The 16,285-nt window shown below is 64.0% G+C and carries 17 protein-coding genes; 8 read left to right on the top strand and 9 right to left on the bottom strand.

The features are described from left to right. Positions 1–22 precede the first annotated feature (22 nt). On the top strand, positions 23–409 hold the full coding sequence (locus tag ONR57_RS19050; protein ID WP_265125136.1) for an Rv2175c family DNA-binding protein: 387 nt from the start codon (positions 23–25) through the stop codon (positions 407–409). 46 nt (positions 410–455) lie between these two features. Here the strand turns inward: ONR57_RS19050 and ONR57_RS19055 are convergent, their stop codons facing one another. The 4 genes from ONR57_RS19055 to ONR57_RS19070 all read right to left on the bottom strand — a co-directional run bounded on the left by ONR57_RS19055 (position 456) and on the right by ONR57_RS19070 (position 5,850). Then, positions 456–1,397, bottom strand: a complete 942-nt coding sequence (locus tag ONR57_RS19055; protein WP_265125138.1) for a phytoene/squalene synthase family protein — start codon at positions 1,395–1,397, stop codon at positions 456–458. After that, on the bottom strand, positions 1,394–2,944 hold the full coding sequence (locus tag ONR57_RS19060) for an alpha-(1->6)-mannopyranosyltransferase A (RefSeq protein WP_265125140.1): 1,551 nt from the start codon (positions 2,942–2,944) through the stop codon (positions 1,394–1,396). The genes ONR57_RS19055 and ONR57_RS19060 overlap by 4 nt, the downstream gene beginning before the upstream one ends. Positions 2,945–3,086: 142 nt before the next feature. After that, complete coding sequence (gene crtI / locus ONR57_RS19065) at positions 3,087–4,682, bottom strand: phytoene desaturase family protein (protein ID WP_265125142.1); 1,596 nt, start codon at positions 4,680–4,682, stop codon at positions 3,087–3,089. A gap of 76 nt (positions 4,683–4,758) precedes the next feature. After that, positions 4,759–5,850, bottom strand: coding sequence for a polyprenyl synthetase family protein (locus tag ONR57_RS19070; RefSeq protein ID WP_265125506.1), 1,092 nt, complete (start codon positions 5,848–5,850; stop codon positions 4,759–4,761). A gap of 192 nt (positions 5,851–6,042) precedes the next feature. Here ONR57_RS19070 and metF point away from each other — a divergent pair, with 192 nt between their 5' ends. Further along, positions 6,043–6,999 carry a methylenetetrahydrofolate reductase [NAD(P)H] gene (metF, locus tag ONR57_RS19075; protein ID WP_265125144.1) on the top strand — a complete coding sequence of 319 codons (957 nt, stop codon included), beginning with the start codon at positions 6,043–6,045 and terminating at the stop codon, positions 6,997–6,999. 7 nt (positions 7,000–7,006) lie between these two features. Here the strand turns inward: metF and ONR57_RS19080 are convergent, their stop codons facing one another. Genes ONR57_RS19080 through ONR57_RS19100 form a run of 5 tightly spaced genes read right to left on the bottom strand, consistent with a single transcriptional unit; the run spans position 7,007 to position 11,978 of the window. After that, on the bottom strand, positions 7,007–8,203 hold the full coding sequence (locus ONR57_RS19080) for a glycosyltransferase family 2 protein (RefSeq protein WP_308198716.1): 1,197 nt from the start codon (positions 8,201–8,203) through the stop codon (positions 7,007–7,009). After that, entirely contained in the window at positions 8,187–8,837 is a 651-nt protein-coding gene (locus tag ONR57_RS19085; protein ID WP_265125148.1) for a DUF3153 domain-containing protein, read from the bottom strand. The genes ONR57_RS19080 and ONR57_RS19085 overlap by 17 nt, the downstream gene beginning before the upstream one ends. A gap of 46 nt (positions 8,838–8,883) precedes the next feature. After that, positions 8,884–9,810 (bottom strand): carotenoid biosynthesis protein, encoded by a 927-nt coding sequence (locus ONR57_RS19090; RefSeq protein WP_265125150.1) that lies wholly within the window; start codon positions 9,808–9,810, stop codon positions 8,884–8,886. Further along, positions 9,798–11,390: an NAD(P)/FAD-dependent oxidoreductase gene (locus ONR57_RS19095; protein WP_265125152.1), complete on the bottom strand. Its 1,593-nt coding sequence runs from the start codon at positions 11,388–11,390 to the stop codon at positions 9,798–9,800. The genes ONR57_RS19090 and ONR57_RS19095 overlap by 13 nt, the downstream gene beginning before the upstream one ends. 18 nt (positions 11,391–11,408) lie before the next feature. Continuing rightward, positions 11,409–11,978, bottom strand: a complete 570-nt coding sequence (locus ONR57_RS19100; protein ID WP_265125507.1) for an N-acetyltransferase — start codon at positions 11,976–11,978, stop codon at positions 11,409–11,411. A gap of 243 nt (positions 11,979–12,221) precedes the next feature. Between ONR57_RS19100 and ONR57_RS19105 the strand changes: the two genes are divergently transcribed. The 6 genes from ONR57_RS19105 (at position 12,222) to ONR57_RS19130 (ending at position 16,238) form a co-directional block, all read left to right on the top strand. Beyond that, complete coding sequence (locus ONR57_RS19105) at positions 12,222–12,659, top strand: SAV_6107 family HEPN domain-containing protein (RefSeq protein ID WP_265125154.1); 438 nt, start codon at positions 12,222–12,224, stop codon at positions 12,657–12,659. A 184-nt stretch (positions 12,660–12,843) separates the two neighbouring features. Then, positions 12,844–13,266 (top strand): DUF3040 domain-containing protein, encoded by a 423-nt coding sequence (locus ONR57_RS19110; RefSeq protein ID WP_265125156.1) that lies wholly within the window; start codon positions 12,844–12,846, stop codon positions 13,264–13,266. 648 nt (positions 13,267–13,914) lie between these two features. After that, a complete protein-coding gene (gene mraZ, locus ONR57_RS19115; protein ID WP_265125158.1) occupies positions 13,915–14,346 on the top strand; it encodes a division/cell wall cluster transcriptional repressor MraZ in 432 nt (143 codons plus the stop codon). A 1-nt stretch (position 14,347) separates the two neighbouring features. Then, a complete protein-coding gene (locus ONR57_RS19120; RefSeq protein WP_265125160.1) occupies positions 14,348–14,515 on the top strand; it encodes a hypothetical protein in 168 nt (55 codons plus the stop codon). A 20-nt stretch (positions 14,516–14,535) separates the two neighbouring features. After that, complete coding sequence (gene rsmH / locus ONR57_RS19125) at positions 14,536–15,546, top strand: 16S rRNA (cytosine(1402)-N(4))-methyltransferase RsmH (protein WP_265125162.1); 1,011 nt, start codon at positions 14,536–14,538, stop codon at positions 15,544–15,546. Then, positions 15,543–16,238, top strand: coding sequence for a hypothetical protein (locus tag ONR57_RS19130; RefSeq protein WP_265125164.1), 696 nt, complete (start codon positions 15,543–15,545; stop codon positions 16,236–16,238). Before rsmH ends, ONR57_RS19130 begins: the two co-directional genes overlap by 4 nt. Positions 16,239–16,285: the final 47 nt, after the last annotated feature.

A 16,285-nucleotide genomic window follows, 5' to 3' on the forward strand; every position in this document is an offset into this window, starting at 1 on the left:
CTGGGGCGCTACGGTTATCCATGTGAGTACGTTTCCGGTCTGCGACGATGTCCTGCCAGAGTCCGATGAAGTCATGCCGCTGCCAGATGTCGCAGAGATCCTGCAGATATCAGTTACCCGAGTACATCAGATGCTTCGGGACCACCAGCTCCTCGCGGTTCGGCGCGGTGGGATTGTGGCCGTGCCTGCTCGATTCTTCGTGGAAGACAGCCATCATGATGGCGAGGTGCGGGTCCTCAAACAGTTGCCTGGCCTGATTGCGGTGCTGCGGGACGGCGGCTACGGCGACGACGAACTCCTGCGGTGGATGTACACGGATGACCCGAGCCTTCCCGGCCGTCCAGTCGATGCGCTGCACGGGCATCAGGCACGCGAGGTTCTGCGCCGCGCGCAAGCAATGGGCTTCTGAGGCGTTTCTGAGGGTGGGTCCGGCCGCGGCACTGCACCGCGCTCACTCACTGGCGGCGTAGCGTCATCGCACGCGCAAGCCGCGGTGCAGCGATGCGCAATCGCCGCCGGTTTGGCACTACCGCTCGCTCAGCGAACACCGCGTAGTCTGCGTGCTCGATTTGGTCGAGAATGCTGCCGTAAAGCCGCAGCGCGGTGTCGACGCACAAGCGGGCGGAAGGCGGAAGCGCGGGCAGTGCTGCTTCAGCCGTCCGGTAGTAGCTCCGAGTTACGGCGATGAGGTGGGCGATAGCGGCGCGCATCCGCGGATCGGTCCGTCGTTCCTGGACGCAGCGCGCGAGAACTTCCTCGGTGACGCCGAAGGGCTCAATTTCACTCAGGGGCACGTAGACGCGCCCGCGGCGGTAGTCGTCAGCGATGTCCCTCAGGAAGTTTGTCAACTGAAACGCGTACCCGAGTGCGGTCGCGCCCTCGCGAGCCTCGGCTGTGTTGGAGCCGAACACGGGAAGCAGCTGCAACCCGATGACTGCGGCCGAGCCGTACATGTAGGTGTGGAGCTCCGCCATTGTCGCGTACCGAGACCGATGGGCTGGCGTCTCAGGAACGTCCATCCGCATCGACGCGAGAAACGCCCAGAAGTACTCGTGCGGGATTCCGTACCTGTTGACCGTGTCGCGAAGCGCGTCAACAATCTCAGCGGCCACGCCGGTGCTTGCCGAAACCGGCACAGCGATGGGCGAGCCCGCGCCCGGAGTGAACGCAGTACGCAGCGACGCTTCCACTGCATCGAGGCAGTGAGCTTGATGTTGCGGGGGATAGCCGCTTTCATCGACGATGTCATCGACTACTCGTGCGAACGCGTACAAAGCGTAGACGGCGCTGCGTTCGGCAGGCGGAAGTACCTTCGTTGCGAGGTAATAGCTGCGGCCGTGTTCGCGTGTAACGTCGCGGCAGCGGCGGTACGCGGCCGCGAGCGAAGCGGAGCTCACGGCGTGCTTTCCGTCGGGCGGCGTCCCAACAACCACTCGCGCACACGCAGCGGATCTTCTTGCCGCAGGGACCATGCGGCTAGTATCGCAACGGCGAACGTCAGGCCCACATGGATCCATGAATACATCCCGTGTGAGCCGTCCGGGTTGAAGATCACCATCAACCACACCGATAGGCCGGTGAGAATCACGAGGGTGCGCGGACTGAGGGCGAATCCGGCGGCGATTGCCAGCGGCCAGGAGTAATACCATGGCAGGGCTGCGGGGGAGAGCGCGACTATCGCGATGAGCGCGAAGAGAATACCGATGACCGCGTTACGCTGCGTGTGCCGGTAACGCCACCACACGACGACAAGGATCACGAGCATCGCGACACCGCACAGCATCCTGGTGACGTCGAGGACCGGACTGAGGGAGAAACTCGTGAACCAGGTGACGATGTGGGCGAGAATCGTGGGAAACGACAACCAGTTGACGATCCGGGCGGAGCCTTGCAGGGCCGAGAGCCACCCGAGACCGAGACCGGCAAGCGCGGACAGTGCACCGAGAACGACCGCGAAAACTCCAACACCGGCACCAGCGCATCGCGCAAAAAGCACCAGCGGGTGAGCTGGCTGAGCGTCGCGCGCCGCAGCATCAGTTCGCTGGTGAATCATCCAGATCCACACGATAAATGGCAGTGCAACGCCGGCGGTTGCTTTGACCGCGACACCCGCTGTCACAACAGCGATACCGGCGACGTGGTGACGCTGAAGCGCGAGCACCAGACCTGCGGCCATCAGGCCAACCATGAGCACCTCGTTGTGCACTCCGCCGATGAGGTGGATAAGCACCAGTGGGTTCAGAACCGCAAGCCAGATCGCTGTGGCTGGGTCGCCCCCAAGGTAGCGAGCAAGCCGCGGTACGGCCCACAGCGTGAGCATCAGGCCGGGAAGCATGGCAAGCCGCATCAGCATCGTGCCGATGACCACGCTATCCCCGGAGAGGCGCGTCACGGTTTCAGCGATCAGCATGAAACCGGGGCCATAGGGTGCTGGGGTGGTGGTCCACACGATGCTGACGTTGTCGAGAAGCACTCCGGGGTTCACTACCGGTCCGACGGAGTACGGGTCGAAACCGTCACGAAGCAGGGCGCCCTGCGCGAGGTACGAGTAGGCATCGCGGCTGAAGAGCGGTACCGAGAGAAGCATCGGCACGGTCCAGAGCAGCACCGTGAATCTCAACTGAGCAAGCGGAACGTCACCGCGCAGAGTTGCTCGTCCGAGCCTTACCCATGCCCAGATCATGAGCAAGACCCCGACCCACACGAAGATGCTCGCGAGAACGAGGCCGTGACCGAAGCGCAACCACGAGAGGTTCGCGGCTTCGAGCAGGGGATCGTGACGGCGGGTGCTGCCAGCGCCAAGACCACCAGCGACGAGGATGAGTGCACCCGCGACACCTAGCAGCGCGGCGCGGCCTTGGGGCTGAGCGAAAAACACACGGAGGCTCCCGAGGCGCCGCTCCTCGGAAGTGGTACGCAGCGACAACGGTTGCGCTGTGCTCATCGTCGCGGATCACCCCCCCCTCGGTTACTTGTCTACGCTGACCAGCCGCAGAGCGGTCTCAAACGCGCAGCGTACGACGGCTTATTGTATCGGCCGCTGTTCAGATGAGGGGCCGAGGGTCGTGCGGCGGCCCAGGCGGGCGTTACCCGGTGATCCGCTCCGCAGCCAGCTTGCCGGAGATGAGACACGTCGGGACGCCTACGCCGGGGGTTGTGCCACATCCGGCGAGTACTGTGTTCTCCAGGCCTTTCACTAGGTTGCGGCGCCGGAACGGGCCAGTCTGCGGGAAGTTGTGTGCAGCTGAGAAAGGTGTGCCGGCAGCCATACCTTGCCGCAGCCATGTTGCGGGCGTGTCCACGTGCGCCACCGCGAAGCCGGATCCCTCACCGCCGGAAATCCCTTTGTAGCCACGCTCTTCCAGCACGAAAAGCAGTTCGTCCTGATACGCGGGCGTGAGTCTCTCCCAATCAAGTGGCGCGGCCTCGAGGTTGGGGCACGGTGCGAGTACTGAGAGAAGTTCCCCCGGGCTGTCCGGATCACCGAGGAGCATGCTCGCGTCAGTCAGCGCGGGTCTGGTGATTAAGAGTGACGGATCGGTCATAAGCTGCCCGTGGCCGCCCCGCGCGGTAAGTTCACGGAAGGTTCTGTCCCATGCGTCACCGAAATCGATGATGTGGTGGGCCTGGGCGGGCCATAGCGCGGCAGTGTCCTGCGGAATGGTGCCGTGCATGATGAAGGCCGAGGGGGACCACCGCATTTTACGGCGCGGCAGACGGGCCTCGGTGGTGCCGAGCAAGCGATCTGCTATCGGCAGGTCGGGGGAGAGTACAAACGCATCTGCGGTGTATCGCTCACCGTTCGCACAGCGTGCCGCTGTGATCCGTGGTCCCTGTGCTTCGAGCGATGTCACGTCTGCTCCGCAGACGAGCGTGCCTCCGGCTTGAACCAGTGCATCAGCGAGTGCGGCGGTGATGGTGTGCATTCCGCCTTCAGGAAAGTACACCCCGAGTGACGTGTCCATGTGCGCGATCGCCCCGTACACGCCGAGCGCTTTCGCAGGGGGCATTCCCGCATACAGGGCCTGGAAGGTGAAGACGCGCTGTAGCCGGGGGTCACGCAGTCGTTTGGCGACTTGTTTGCCGAGCCGTCCAAAACCACCGAGCGACACCAGCCGGGTCACGTCGCGCAGCGCAGCGCGACTATTGACCAGGTCAAGCGGTGAGTCGAAGTTCGACGCGATGAACCTGTCGAATTCAGTCTCGTAGACGGATTCGAGCCAGCTGCGCAGTGCGTGGTACCGCTGCGCTTCGTCCGGGCCGCATGTGCGGCGGACCTCTTCCTCCATTTGCTCGGGGTCACTGTGCACGTTGATAGCGGAGCCGTCGGCGAAGCGCGCGTGATAAGCCGGATCGAGGCGGCGGATATGCAGCCGGGGGTGAGCTGAACGCCGGGTCGCGCCGACCGCGGCGAGCGCGTCGTCGATGAGTTCAGGCATGGTGAGCACGGTCGCACCGGAATCGATGCGGTATCCCTCGCTCGCGTGAAAACCGACCCGGCCACCCGGATGGTCGGCGCGCTCCAGCACGGTGACCTCGCGGCCCGAGCCTCGCAAGTGCAGCGCTGCGGCGAGGCCGGACAACCCCGCCCCGATCACGATCACATGGTCCGAACGCCCGCGCGTCGTCGCGATGTGCTTTTGGGACGCCTTCGCGCGTGACTGGGGCGAAACGGCAGACATGTAATCCTCCACGTGGTCAGGTCCCGTGCTTCTGCGCAGCGAAGCGTAGCCGGACAGATCCCGGAAATCGAACTGCTCAGTAGGTGCGTCGCGTTACGGTCAGAGCCATCTCGTGGAGCGCCTCGGTTGCATGTTGCCGCACCCCACTCGCACGCAGCGCCGCGAGAGCGTTTTCGGTCAGCGCCGAAATCTCGTGCTCGATCCGGTCTACCGCACCGAGTTCGGCGATCAGCATCCGCAGTTCGTTCACATCTGTGTCGCTGAGTGCGGAACCGACAGCTCCTCGCAGGGTCGCCGCCGCTTGCGGGTGGTTCATATCTGCAGCTTCGAGGGCGTAGGCGAGTAGTGCAGTGCGCTTCCCAGACCGTAAGTCGTCCCCGGAAGGTTTGCCCGTCACCGACGGATCACCGAACACGCCGAGTACATCGTCTCGCAATTGGAACGCGATCCCGATGTCGGCGCCGAAACTCCGGTAGGCGTGGACAACGCTCGCATCGGCACCAGCGATTGCGGCGCCGAGGTGCAGCGGCCGTTCCACTGTGTAGGCGGCAGTCTTGAAGCGGTTTATCTTCAGCGCCGATTCGATACTGCCGTCACCGGACGACTCCACGACGATATCGAGAAGTTGACCACCGAGCACCTCAGTGCGCATCGCTGACCAGACGGGCAGCGCCCGACGGTGAGCAGGGGCATCGAGTTCTGCGCCATGGAACATGTCGTCGGCCCATGCGAGGGCGAGGTCGCCAACCAGGATACTCGCCGCTGTCCCGAACTCCTCGGCATTGCCGGCCCAGCCAGCGTCACGATGATCACGCGCGAATTCGACGTGGGCGGTGGGGTAACCACGACGGGTAAGAGACTTATCGATGATGTCGTCGTGAATTAGCGCACATGCCTGAATCAGCTCGAGTGATGCGCACGCGGTGAGGACGCCGGGCGCTTCGGCGCTGTGCGGATCACCACCCGCGCCGATCCAGCCGATCCACGCGAATGTGGGGCGAACCCGTTTGCCGCCGCGGAGAACGAATTCTTCCAGGCGGTTCACCGCGTTGCGAAACTCTGGTCCAACCGCGTCTACCAGCCCAGACTGCCTGTTGAAAAAGTCGTGCAGGCTGCGGGCAACAGCGTCACGAAGATCCCGCGGATCCGCGAGAATGTGCGGAGGCATTCCTTGCGCGCTCAGCGCTCGCTCCTGTCGTCGGTGCTGCGGTGGACCCACCATGCCCGGGGTGAGAAGATTCCAGGCATCGTGCAGCACCAGGTTATCGGGCGCCGCGAATGCCTGCCGAATCCCGCAGGCCGGCGTGTGCAGTCCGGATGGTGGAAGAGGTGGGCGGCGAGAGTCCGTATGCTTGCTTAGGTGACAAGTCAGGCAGGTGCACGCGGAACGAACCCCAGCCGAACGCCGTCGATCGTGGAGCGCATCACTTCGGACGCCCGTTCGACGCCGTTCTCCGTCGAATTCTATCCGCCGCGAAGCGAACAAGAAGAGCAGCGACTCTGGCGTGCGGTGCGAACGTTCGAGCAGATGCACCCGGCTTTCGTGTCGCTGACGTATGGAGCGGGCGGCTCGACGCGCGACCGCACAGTCCGTATCGCGGGTCAGATCGCCGAGCAGACTACGCTCTTGCCTGTCGCGCATCTCACCGCGGTTGATCACAGCATTAGTGAGCTCCGTGGCCTAGTTGGTTCATACGCCGATCGGGGGATCGTCAACCTTCTCGCGCTGCGCGGAGACCCGCCGGGCAACCCGCTTGGCGACTGGGTGAAGCATCCTGAAGGCGTCGAATATGCCGACGAGCTCGTGCGTTTGATCCGCGAGCTCGGTGACTTCCACGTCGGGGTTGCCTCATTCCCTGAGGGCCACTACCGGGCTGAAAGCCTGGAACGCGACACGCATTGCCTGGTGAGCAAGCTCCGGTCCGGAGCGGAATACTCCATCACACAAATGTTCTTCGAGGTGGAGGATTATCTGCGGCTGCGGGACAGGGTAGCGGCGGCTGATCCGGAGCAAGGCAGCAAGCCCATCATCCCGGGCATTCTTCCCATCACTTCGCTGCGGCAGGTGCGCAAGATCGTCGAGCTATCCGGGTCACAGATTCCCGCGCACCTCGAGGAACGGCTTACGCGCGCGGCCGGTTCAGGCAACCAAGAGGACCGGGCCGAAGTTCGTAAGGTCGGCATCGAGCTCGCTACGAGGATGAGCGAGCGTCTGATCGCAGAGGGTGCACCGTGCCTGCATTTCTGCACGCTGAACTTCGCGCGGGCGACACAAGAGGTCCTTTCGAACCTCGGTCTCACGCCCGTCGCGGCTTAGCGCGCGGTCACCGCACCGCGCGTCCTTTCCACTGCGCTGTCCCGGTGCTGAGGCGCCGCACTGACGTGCCGAGCAGGCCGAGAAACGCAAGGACCGCGCAGGGGTGAAGCAGCGCTGCTGCGACGTAACTCCAGCGATGAGTGGGTGAGTAGCGTGCACGCCCGGGGTGTTCAGTCAGCGCCGTCGCTGCCCTGCTCACGACGGCGGCGCAGTATCCGGCGACGCCAGCGCGGCGAATTCGCCCCGAGCCGAAGATCGCCGCAAGCGGCGGGATCACGTAAGCAAAGAGCAGTGCCAGAGAGAGCGCCGCGGCCCCTGCTCGCCCACCGAAGGCGCTGCCGAGCCAGCGCCCATATCCGGACAATATAGCCTCAGTCGAGGTGTACATCCGGCACTCGCAGTGCCCGGCCCCGCTGACGAGGCGGGTGCGGTTACCGCTGCGGCGCACGTTGCGGGTGATCGCAAGGTCCTCGGTCAGACTATTCGCTACCGCGGCGTGGCCACCAGCTTCGTCGTAGGCGCGGGCAGTGAAAACTAGGAACTGGCCGCATCCCACGGCCAAAGACGGCTTAAGACTCCGGTTGCTGACCGCAACCGGAAGCGTTGTCATCCACGACCACGCAAGCAGTGGCTGCGTGAGGAGCTCCGCACAAGAACCGGCGGTTTGTGATGGCCACACCGCCACTGCGCCCGCGTCCGACCGTTCGAGAGCTGAGCATGCCGCGGCGATGGCGCCTGGGCCTAGGCGGACGTCGGCGTCAACGAACACGAGGACGTCCGCTCCCGCCGCGAGCGCAGTGCGGCTGAGTTCGTGGCACGCGGCCTGCTTACCTAGCCATCCAGGCGGTGGTTCGGCGCGCCAACTCCGCAAAGTGAAGCGAGAGTCACCCGCAATCGCGGTCCGGGCCGCGACAGCAGTCTCGTCGGTCGACGCGTCGTCGAGCACGTAGACGCGCATGTCTGACACGCCTCGCTGAACTCGCAGGTCGGCAATCAGCCTCGGAAGCGTACCTTCCTCATTGCGAGCAGGTATACATACCGCGATACTTGCTGCTACTTGGCGCGGCGGTGCCACCGTCCGCAGGCGGGGTGTAGTTGCTGCGTTAAGCAAGGCGAACGCGGCCCCAGCTCCAGCCAGGGTTGCTCCGAACGTGACTGCAGCGCACAACGGGCTCCGACGAGCCACGTCAGTGCACGAGGTCACGCGGCTTGGGGGAGCGGTCTCGGTTGAACCACGCCAGAGCGCCGACGATGACCGCGGCAGCCACACTCATGGCGATCATCAATCCGGTCCATCCAGCAAAGCTGCGGGTATTCGGGTCGGTAAACGACGTTTCGGCTCTGATCGACGTCAAGTCGCCAGGCGACGGTGTCCAGGTGACCGAGCGGTTGGTTGTCAACTCACCATTTGTGCTTGTGATTGCGGAAGGGAAGCTCACTGCAAGTGTGACGGTAGAGCCATCGGGAACGTTGCGCAGGTCAGCACGGCCAGAGAGCGACACGATGTCGCCCGCGCGGCTGAAGCGGAGATCGAAGCTTCCCGGCGCGTCGGTAGCGAATTGCGTCAACTGTCGAAAGTCAGTGAAGCTGAGGTCGTTGAAGAGCAACTCGCTGCCAACGTAGCCTTCATCTGCCCAGCGCTGTACCCGGGCCCGCCCAAGGAGGGAATCCGGTACGCGCAATTGCGGCCCCTGATCATTCTCTTCTTCCGGTTGCTGGCCCACGATCACGCGCCCAGAGACACGGTCATCCTCGGTGACGCGAATGTTCGCGTCGGTATAAAGGCATCCGGTCGTGAGAAGGAGCATTGCGGCGAGCACGAGGCTCACCGGAGCCATCCGCCTCAACCTGGTTGATCGCATCTTGTTTCGCAACGGCACCCCGCTATCGTGCCAGTTCTTCGCTGGAAGTCGTGTGCTGACCTGCCGGAGGGCGAGTCGAAGTTGGTTGGGAACGCTGTGAACGCCGTGAGTTCCACAGCCAGAAAGCTAGAGGGACGCCAGTGATCGCCATTCCCAATAGTCCGAAGGCTGCCGAGTACTGCAGTCCGGCTTCAGGGTAACGAATATTGAGGAATACGGCGTGCGCAAGCGCCGAGCCCAGCCAGGTCCATCCGAACAGCACTAACGGAACAGCGTCGCTGCGCGCCTGCAACCAGCGTTCTGCCATGTCAACCTTGTGGCTGAAACGGCCGCTGCGCTCCGCCGATTCGAGCGCAACCGCGATAGCGAACGATACGAGCAGCCAGCCTGCGAAGTTGGTCAGTGGTATTTGGCCGACTCCGGGAAGGGTGAGGTCCGCTGGGCACCACGTCCAGTAGCCCATGGTGACCATTTGCGGATCGAGGTACAGATCCCATGCGGTGATGGTGACAGTCACTAGTGGAACGCGGATGAGGCTCCGGTGCCAACCTGTCCAGCGTGAGGTGATCGCCGATACCGCACACCACACGGGGTAGCTGCCTGCCGCCCAGGCGAGCGGAACGACGAGCGGCACCTCGGCGATACTCGGGCCGAGCCGGTCCAGGGCATAGGTGTAACAGCCAAAAGGAAACCCCGTGGCCACCCCGGCTGCCTCGGCTGCGAATCCGCCGCCGATTGCTGCGCCAGCGAGTGCCGCCGTGAAGCGGACGCCGCGGGTGCTGAGCGAATGCGCGAGCGCGCTGGCAGCGAGGAGGATCACAACAGCAGCCGTGACAGCGTCAAGCACGGCGCCTCGTGCCAGCGGGAAGAGGATCTGGGCGACAATCGCTGCCGCTGCGAATGCGACTGCCGCTGCCCTGAGCGAGCCGACAGATCTCAGCGTGGCCATGACCGCCGCGTCACCCTTCTTCCGGCGCCGCCGAACCTCGCGTCCCGCATAGCAAGGCGGGCCGCGCTGCGTCCGCTGAACCCTGACACGCCACCGCCAGGATGGGTCGACGCGCCAGTGAGATACACCCCTGGCGCGCCCGGCACTTTCTGTCCGGCGAGGGCCGGCACGGGCCGCCACAGCATCATCTGATCGAGTCCCATCTCGACGTGCATCACGTTTCCGCCGATGAGCCCGAGCTCTGTAGCTAAGTCAGCAGGCGTCTGTACGTGCCTGTCAAGAATTGAATCGCGGAACCCTGGCGCGAAACACTCGAGTTCGCTCTGTACACGATCTGCCTCCGCTGCGCCTAGGTCTGCCCAACTGCCTTCTTTGGCGCGGAACGGGTGCCACTGGGACCACAATGTCAATTGGTGTTCCCCGGAAGGTGCTATCGATGGGTCGATTGCACTGAAACTCATCGCCAGGCCCACCGGCCGGGGTGGCAGCGTCCCGGCGAGGGCGGCGGCATGTGCGGTCCGAAGCTGGGCGCGATCGGTGGCCAGCAACTGCAGGGATGCACCGATCACCTCGTCGGATTCACTAGCAGTCGGATAATGCGGCAGCGCCCGCGTACGCACCCGAACAGCCATGCCGATACCTGGTCCAACTCGGATGCGCCGCCGCCACCGCTCGATCCGCTGGGCATCGTAGCCGCCGTTACCGAGCAAGTCGAGAGTCGTCAGAATATGACATCCGGCAATCACCACAGGCGCTGTAAACTTCGCGCCCGACTCGGTCGTCGCCGTCCACAACGCGCCATGCGGCGCCAGCGACGTCACAGCGTCCCCGGTGGTGATAGTCCCCCCATCGGTGATAAGGCGGTGGGCAAGTGCGCTGGTGAGCGCTCCGCTGCCGCCGATTGCCCGGCCCGGAGGCAAGGTGTGCATCAGCGCCGCGAATCCGACCATCGGCGCGGTCCCTGGCTCCGACATCGGGGGACCAGATTGCGCGCCGAACCAGGCAAGGGCTGCTTTGAGCCGTTCGTCCGCGAAGTACTCGTCCAGGAGTGCGTCACCAGATGCGAGAAACTCGCGCGATAACAACGCAGGATCGCCGTGCGTGTCGAGGCCCCAGAAGGATCGCAGAAGATGGGCGGGTACCGGCGGCGCGCCAAAAGCCCGCATGACGCGCTTGCTGCGCGCGCTCCAAACGGCGGCAAACTTTCGGTACGACTCAGCATCGCGCAGCGAGCATGCCCGTGCTATCGACTCGCACGTCCGGTCTAGGTCTCTCCAGAACGTGATCGCTCGCGCACCGGAACTGGGTTCGGCAGGAGCAAAGGCCCACGGATCGCAGTCGACGTACCGCAATCCATAGGCCGCAAGATCGAGTTCTTCGACGATGCCACTGTGCCGGATCATCAGATGGGCCGACGAGCCGCGGTCCACCCGATGGCCAGGGAACCGCTCGACTGTGGAGACAGCGCCTCCAATGACTGAATCGCGCTCCACAACGTGTACACCCCAGCCGGCCCGAGCCAAATAGCAGGCCGCGACGAGGGCGTTGTGCCCGGACCCGACAATAAGAGCATCTGCCACGCCTGCCGAGCCTAGCGGTTAGAGCGGCAGCTCCCGTCCCAGCACCGCGAAGGGCCTCGGATCCCCGTCGAAATGGAAGTCGCGCAGGACGTCAGCGAACCCGAGCCTACGGTAGAGGCGCCAGGCACGGTTGTCTTCCTCCGCAATCTCCGGGGTGGACAACAGCACGGAACTTTCGGGACGGGCATCGAGCAGCGCTCCGATGAGCGCGTTTCCCACGCCCTGTCCTTGCGCTTCAGGGTGAACATGAAGTTCGGTGAGCTCGAAGTAGTCTTCGAGGATATGGTCCGCGCCCATTGGCCCGTGATGTGCCTCCAGCCCGGCATGCACTTGCTTGTACCACCATTGCTCGGGGGCGCCTGAATACCCGTAGGCAACGCCCACGAGCGGGGCGAGGTGCGCGCCCAGCACTGGCGCAAGCTGCGACGTCTCCGCGCGACTCGGCGGTTCCGCTCGCTCCGGCAGTACCGCACCGACGCCACGCCACCCTTGTCGCAATGCGTGTTCCGCCCACATCGGAGCCCGGCGCTTAGCCACCGACGGGGCATACCCCATGGCCGCGACATATATCGAAAGCGCTTCGTGCATTCGCTCCCGAAGGTCGGCGGGCGAGAGGGCAATCACACTGATCACATCGACAGCCACATTCGTGTGCGTCCGTTCATCGATCTCGGCAGAAATTGTCGGTGGGGATAGCTATATTGAATACGTCGAACGGATGTTCGATGCAGCGGCTGGCCTGTTCGAGGGAAGCGATGCAGGCCAGCCAGCTGATACATCAATTGTGAACGCCCCCGCCGCGGAGGCGGCTCTTGTCTCTGAGGAGTACTGATGCGCTCTCAAATGATCCCCTTGGGTTGCGTGGCTCATTCTGGGCCAGGGGTGGCGGGCGCGCGTGCGCGGGAGCTCCTGCGACGCGCGGATCGGCTCTACGCGGATGCCGGTTATGAGCAGGAGGCTGGCGACAAGTTTCGAGGAGCCTATCTTGCGGCGCTGCGTGGGGTTGCCACCGTCCTGGCGTTGCACGAGGAGCCGCGCCGGCGCGGGCGCCGCACCCGAAATGCCTGGGTGCTCCTCGAGGGTGTCTCCGCTGAGTGGGCGCGATGGAGTGCCGCGTTCGTTGAGTACTCGCGACGGCGCGCCGCGTTCGAAGCGGGCATCGGGTCAGTGAGCGACGCAGACGCGGAACGCCTCTTTGGCTTGACGGGGGATTTTCTCGATGCGGTCCACGAAGCGGTCTCTGGATTTAGGGCGCCGGGAGCTGCCTGACGACTCGCGGGGGGCCCTGGTGGCCCCAAGAAAAGCTTTCCATGGCAAGATGCGGTAAACCGCACAGCGATCTGTGTGGTAAGCCGCGAGAAGTGCACTTATCATAGTGGTAAGTTCTTGCAAGAGTCAGGAACCCGTCACGCCGTATGGTGTGGCGGCCACCACCAAGTGCGGGGGAGGGACCGTGCCACTCTCCGAGCACGAGCAGCGCATGCTCGAACAAATCGAGAGCGCGCTCTATGCCGAGGATCCGAAGTTTGCATCGCAGGTGCGCACAGCGAGCACACGCGGAGCGTCACCGCGTCGGCGGCTGCAAGTAGCTGCGCTCTTTTTGCTGGGTCTCGTCCTGCTAATCGCTGGAGTCGCGCTGCCGCTGACAGTCGGTGACTTCCCGATTCTCAGCCTCGTTGGCTTCCTGGTCATGTTCGGTGCTGGGCTGTGGGGTCTCGCTGGTGGTCGTCGTTCAGCGGAAGGCGATGACGAACAAGCGGCCTCAGATAGTCCGCCCAGCAAAGGGAAGCCCCAGGCTAGTGGGCGTAAACGAGGCTCATCCGAGAGCTTTTCGAAGCGGATGGAAGAGCGTTTTCGCAGACGCTTCGAGCAATAGAGACTGACCTCGTTAGGGCGTGACTTCGCAAGGAGTCACGCCCTAACGCTTTCTGGGTACCGGTCGGTCGTGGGCCCCAGGCTGCCCGCCCCAAGTTCGCTGTGATGCCTTGGGCGCCGTAGACGCCCGTCTCAGGGTGATCGCTGATCGTGAAGGAATGGGGCGCTGGCAGCGCCCGAAGACTACTCGATTGTGTTTGCAGCCACGGACGGTGTCATCGGCGCTGGCGCGTCAGAAACCACCGTCACTCCGTTCGAAATCTCGCAAGAGACTGTACCCACCCCAATTTCCCACTTGGCCCCACCGTGATTCCCCACTGCGCCCCACCACGTAGTGCCCCGGCCGTGCGATGTTCAGTTTTCGTGGACGCGCAGGGGGTATAGGCCGGTCTGGCACGGTATTTCTTCGCGCTTTTCCGGTGCTTCCGGTATCGGGGCGATCGCGAAGAGATATCGATTCAACTCACGGTTTCGTAACGCGGCTTTTGGCCCCACCTTCCTCCACCTCGTGTATCTGCGGAAATGCGGCAGGATCACAATGCAACACGCCCGTTATCGATTGCCGGTGGGGGAAAGTGGGGTAACGTGGTGCGCGGTGGAACGTACCCACGTTCCGTTGCACGGTTTCTTGGGCGTGAGGAGGTAGCCGATGTTCCTCGGCACCTATACGCCCAAGCTGGACGACAAGGGCCGGCTAACCCTGCCGGCGAAGTTCAGGGAGTCACTGGCGGGAGGTGTGATGGTTGTCAAAGGGCAGGACCACAGCCTGGCTGTTTACCCGCGTACCGAGTTTTTGGAGCTCGCCCGCAAGGCGGCGTCAATCTCACGCAGTGACCCGCAGGCGCGGGCATTTATCCGAAGCCTTGCCGCCGGTGCGGATGAGCAGCATGTCGATGCTCAGGGAAGGATCACGATCTCCTCAGCCCACCGGAAGTGGGCGAGTCTCACAAAAGACTGTGTAGTCGTGGGTTCCGTCGACTTCCTCGAAATCTGGGATTCGGCGTCGTGGGATTCCTACCTCGCCGAGAACGAGGAGGACTATTCGCAAGCACGTGACGAGGTTCTCAGGGAGATTCTCTGAGATGTCACGAACCGACGAGTATCTAGCATCCCGCCGAGCCGCCGCGGCGCAGGTGCCATCCGGCCTCTGCCTGGCCGAGACCCTGGCGTACTTCCCCAACGCCAGGTTCTCACTCCGGGCAGAGCCCGAAGGGCATCGAGCCCCGTTCGGTGAGGCTGCCCGCCCGTGACGAGTGTTTTAGGAGCTGCCATGACAGATGAGATGCCTGGGCGTCCATCCGCGGGGCAGCCCAAACACGTACCCGTAATGGCGGCGCGTTCTGTTGAGTTGTTCACGCCGGTCCTCACGCGCGACGATCCCACCGGCGCTGGCAAGGTGCTTGTCGACGCCACACTCGGCCTCGGTGGGCATACGGAGCGCTTCCTGGAAGAGTTCAGTGGCCTCCGGGTGATCGGACTCGACCGTGACGAGCGCGCGCTTGAGTTGTCACACCAGCGGCTCGCCCGGTTCGGGGAGCGGGTTACCTACGTGCACACGCGCTTCGATGGGCTTGCCGTCGCACTGGAGACAGCAGGGCTGGCCAGCACCGAGTCGGTACAGGCCATACTGTTTGATCTTGGTGTTTCGTCGATGCAGCTCGACGAGCGCGATCGCGGGTTCGCATACTCCGTTGACGCGCCGCTGGATATGCGGATGGACACGTCAGCTGACGTCACCGCGGCGGAGGTTCTCAACACGTACCCGAAAGCTGAGCTCTCCCGAATTCTCAGTGTGTACGGCGAGGAACGGTTCGCGGCCAAGATCGCCGCGGCGATCGTGCGTCAGCGCGCGAAAGCCCCTTTTGTGTCGAGCGGTCAACTTGTCCAGTTGCTCTACGAGGCGATTCCGGCCGCTGCAAGGCGGACGGGCGGACACCCTGCGAAGCGTACCTTCCAGGCGCTGCGCATCGAAGTGAATGGCGAGCTGGAAGCGCTCGAGAACGTTATTGGACCAGCGTGCCACGCCCTCTCACTCGGTGGTCGCGTCATCTTCATGTCTTATCAGTCACTAGAGGACCGGATCGTCAAGCGCGAACTCGCGCACCGCGTGAAGTCGCGTTCACCCGAAGGCCTTCCGGTTGACCTGCCCGGTATGGGCCCCGAATTCGCGCTGCTCACTCGGGGGGCTGAACGCGCCTCGGCGGACGAAGCAGCAGAAAACCCACGTTCAGCGCCGGTACGGCTACGCGCTGCCGAGCGGATCGCAAGGAGATCGCAATGACGACGCTGACCCCTACCCGGCGCGGTAACGACAAGAAGCGCAAGAGCGGTCGGCCGGGCACGCACGGTATGTCACCTGCCGCGCGGCGAGCATACGCACGGCGCTCGACCCGGAGGGGCAGTACCTCGGGCAGCGGCGCGCGGTTCGATATGCGCGATAGGGCGAGTCGTATCCCGTTTGTTGCCCTGATCATTGCGATGCTTGTAGGCGGCCTGGCGCTGACATTGCTCTTGTCGACGCAGGCAGCGCAACAGGCATACCAGATCACTGAGGCGAAGATGGACTACAAGAAGCTTTCGGAGCAGCGCGAAGCCCTTCGGCGCGACGTCGAGCGCGGCCGCTCCGCGCCCGAATTGGCGCGCCTCGCGTCCGACGCGGGCATGATTCCAGCGCCTGCCCCGGCCTACCTGCGAGTGAACGCTGGTGGCCACGTGGAAGTAATTGGCGAACCGAGGGTCGCCCAAGGCGCGCCATTGCCGCCGTTCAACGTGCAGCCTCAGTCACGTGACAGTTCAGCGCCGCTGGCTGGGTCGGCTGAGCGTGAACTCGAGATCTCGGTTCCGATCCCGGTGGATGAGCTGCCTGGCCCGGGCATGACACCTCGCCTGGACATCGACGGCGAACCCGCTGAAACGCTGGTGCCCGTGGGCGGCGGAGACGAGCCAGCTGAATCGACCCTGGAAATGCCGTGACGCGCGCACGGTCACGCAGGCAGGGCAGCAAGGCTGGCGGCGGTCTT

Origin of the sequence: Hoyosella sp. YIM 151337 (assembly GCF_026041215.1) — a bacterium.
Taxonomy (GTDB): domain Bacteria; phylum Actinomycetota; class Actinomycetes; order Mycobacteriales; family Mycobacteriaceae; genus Hoyosella.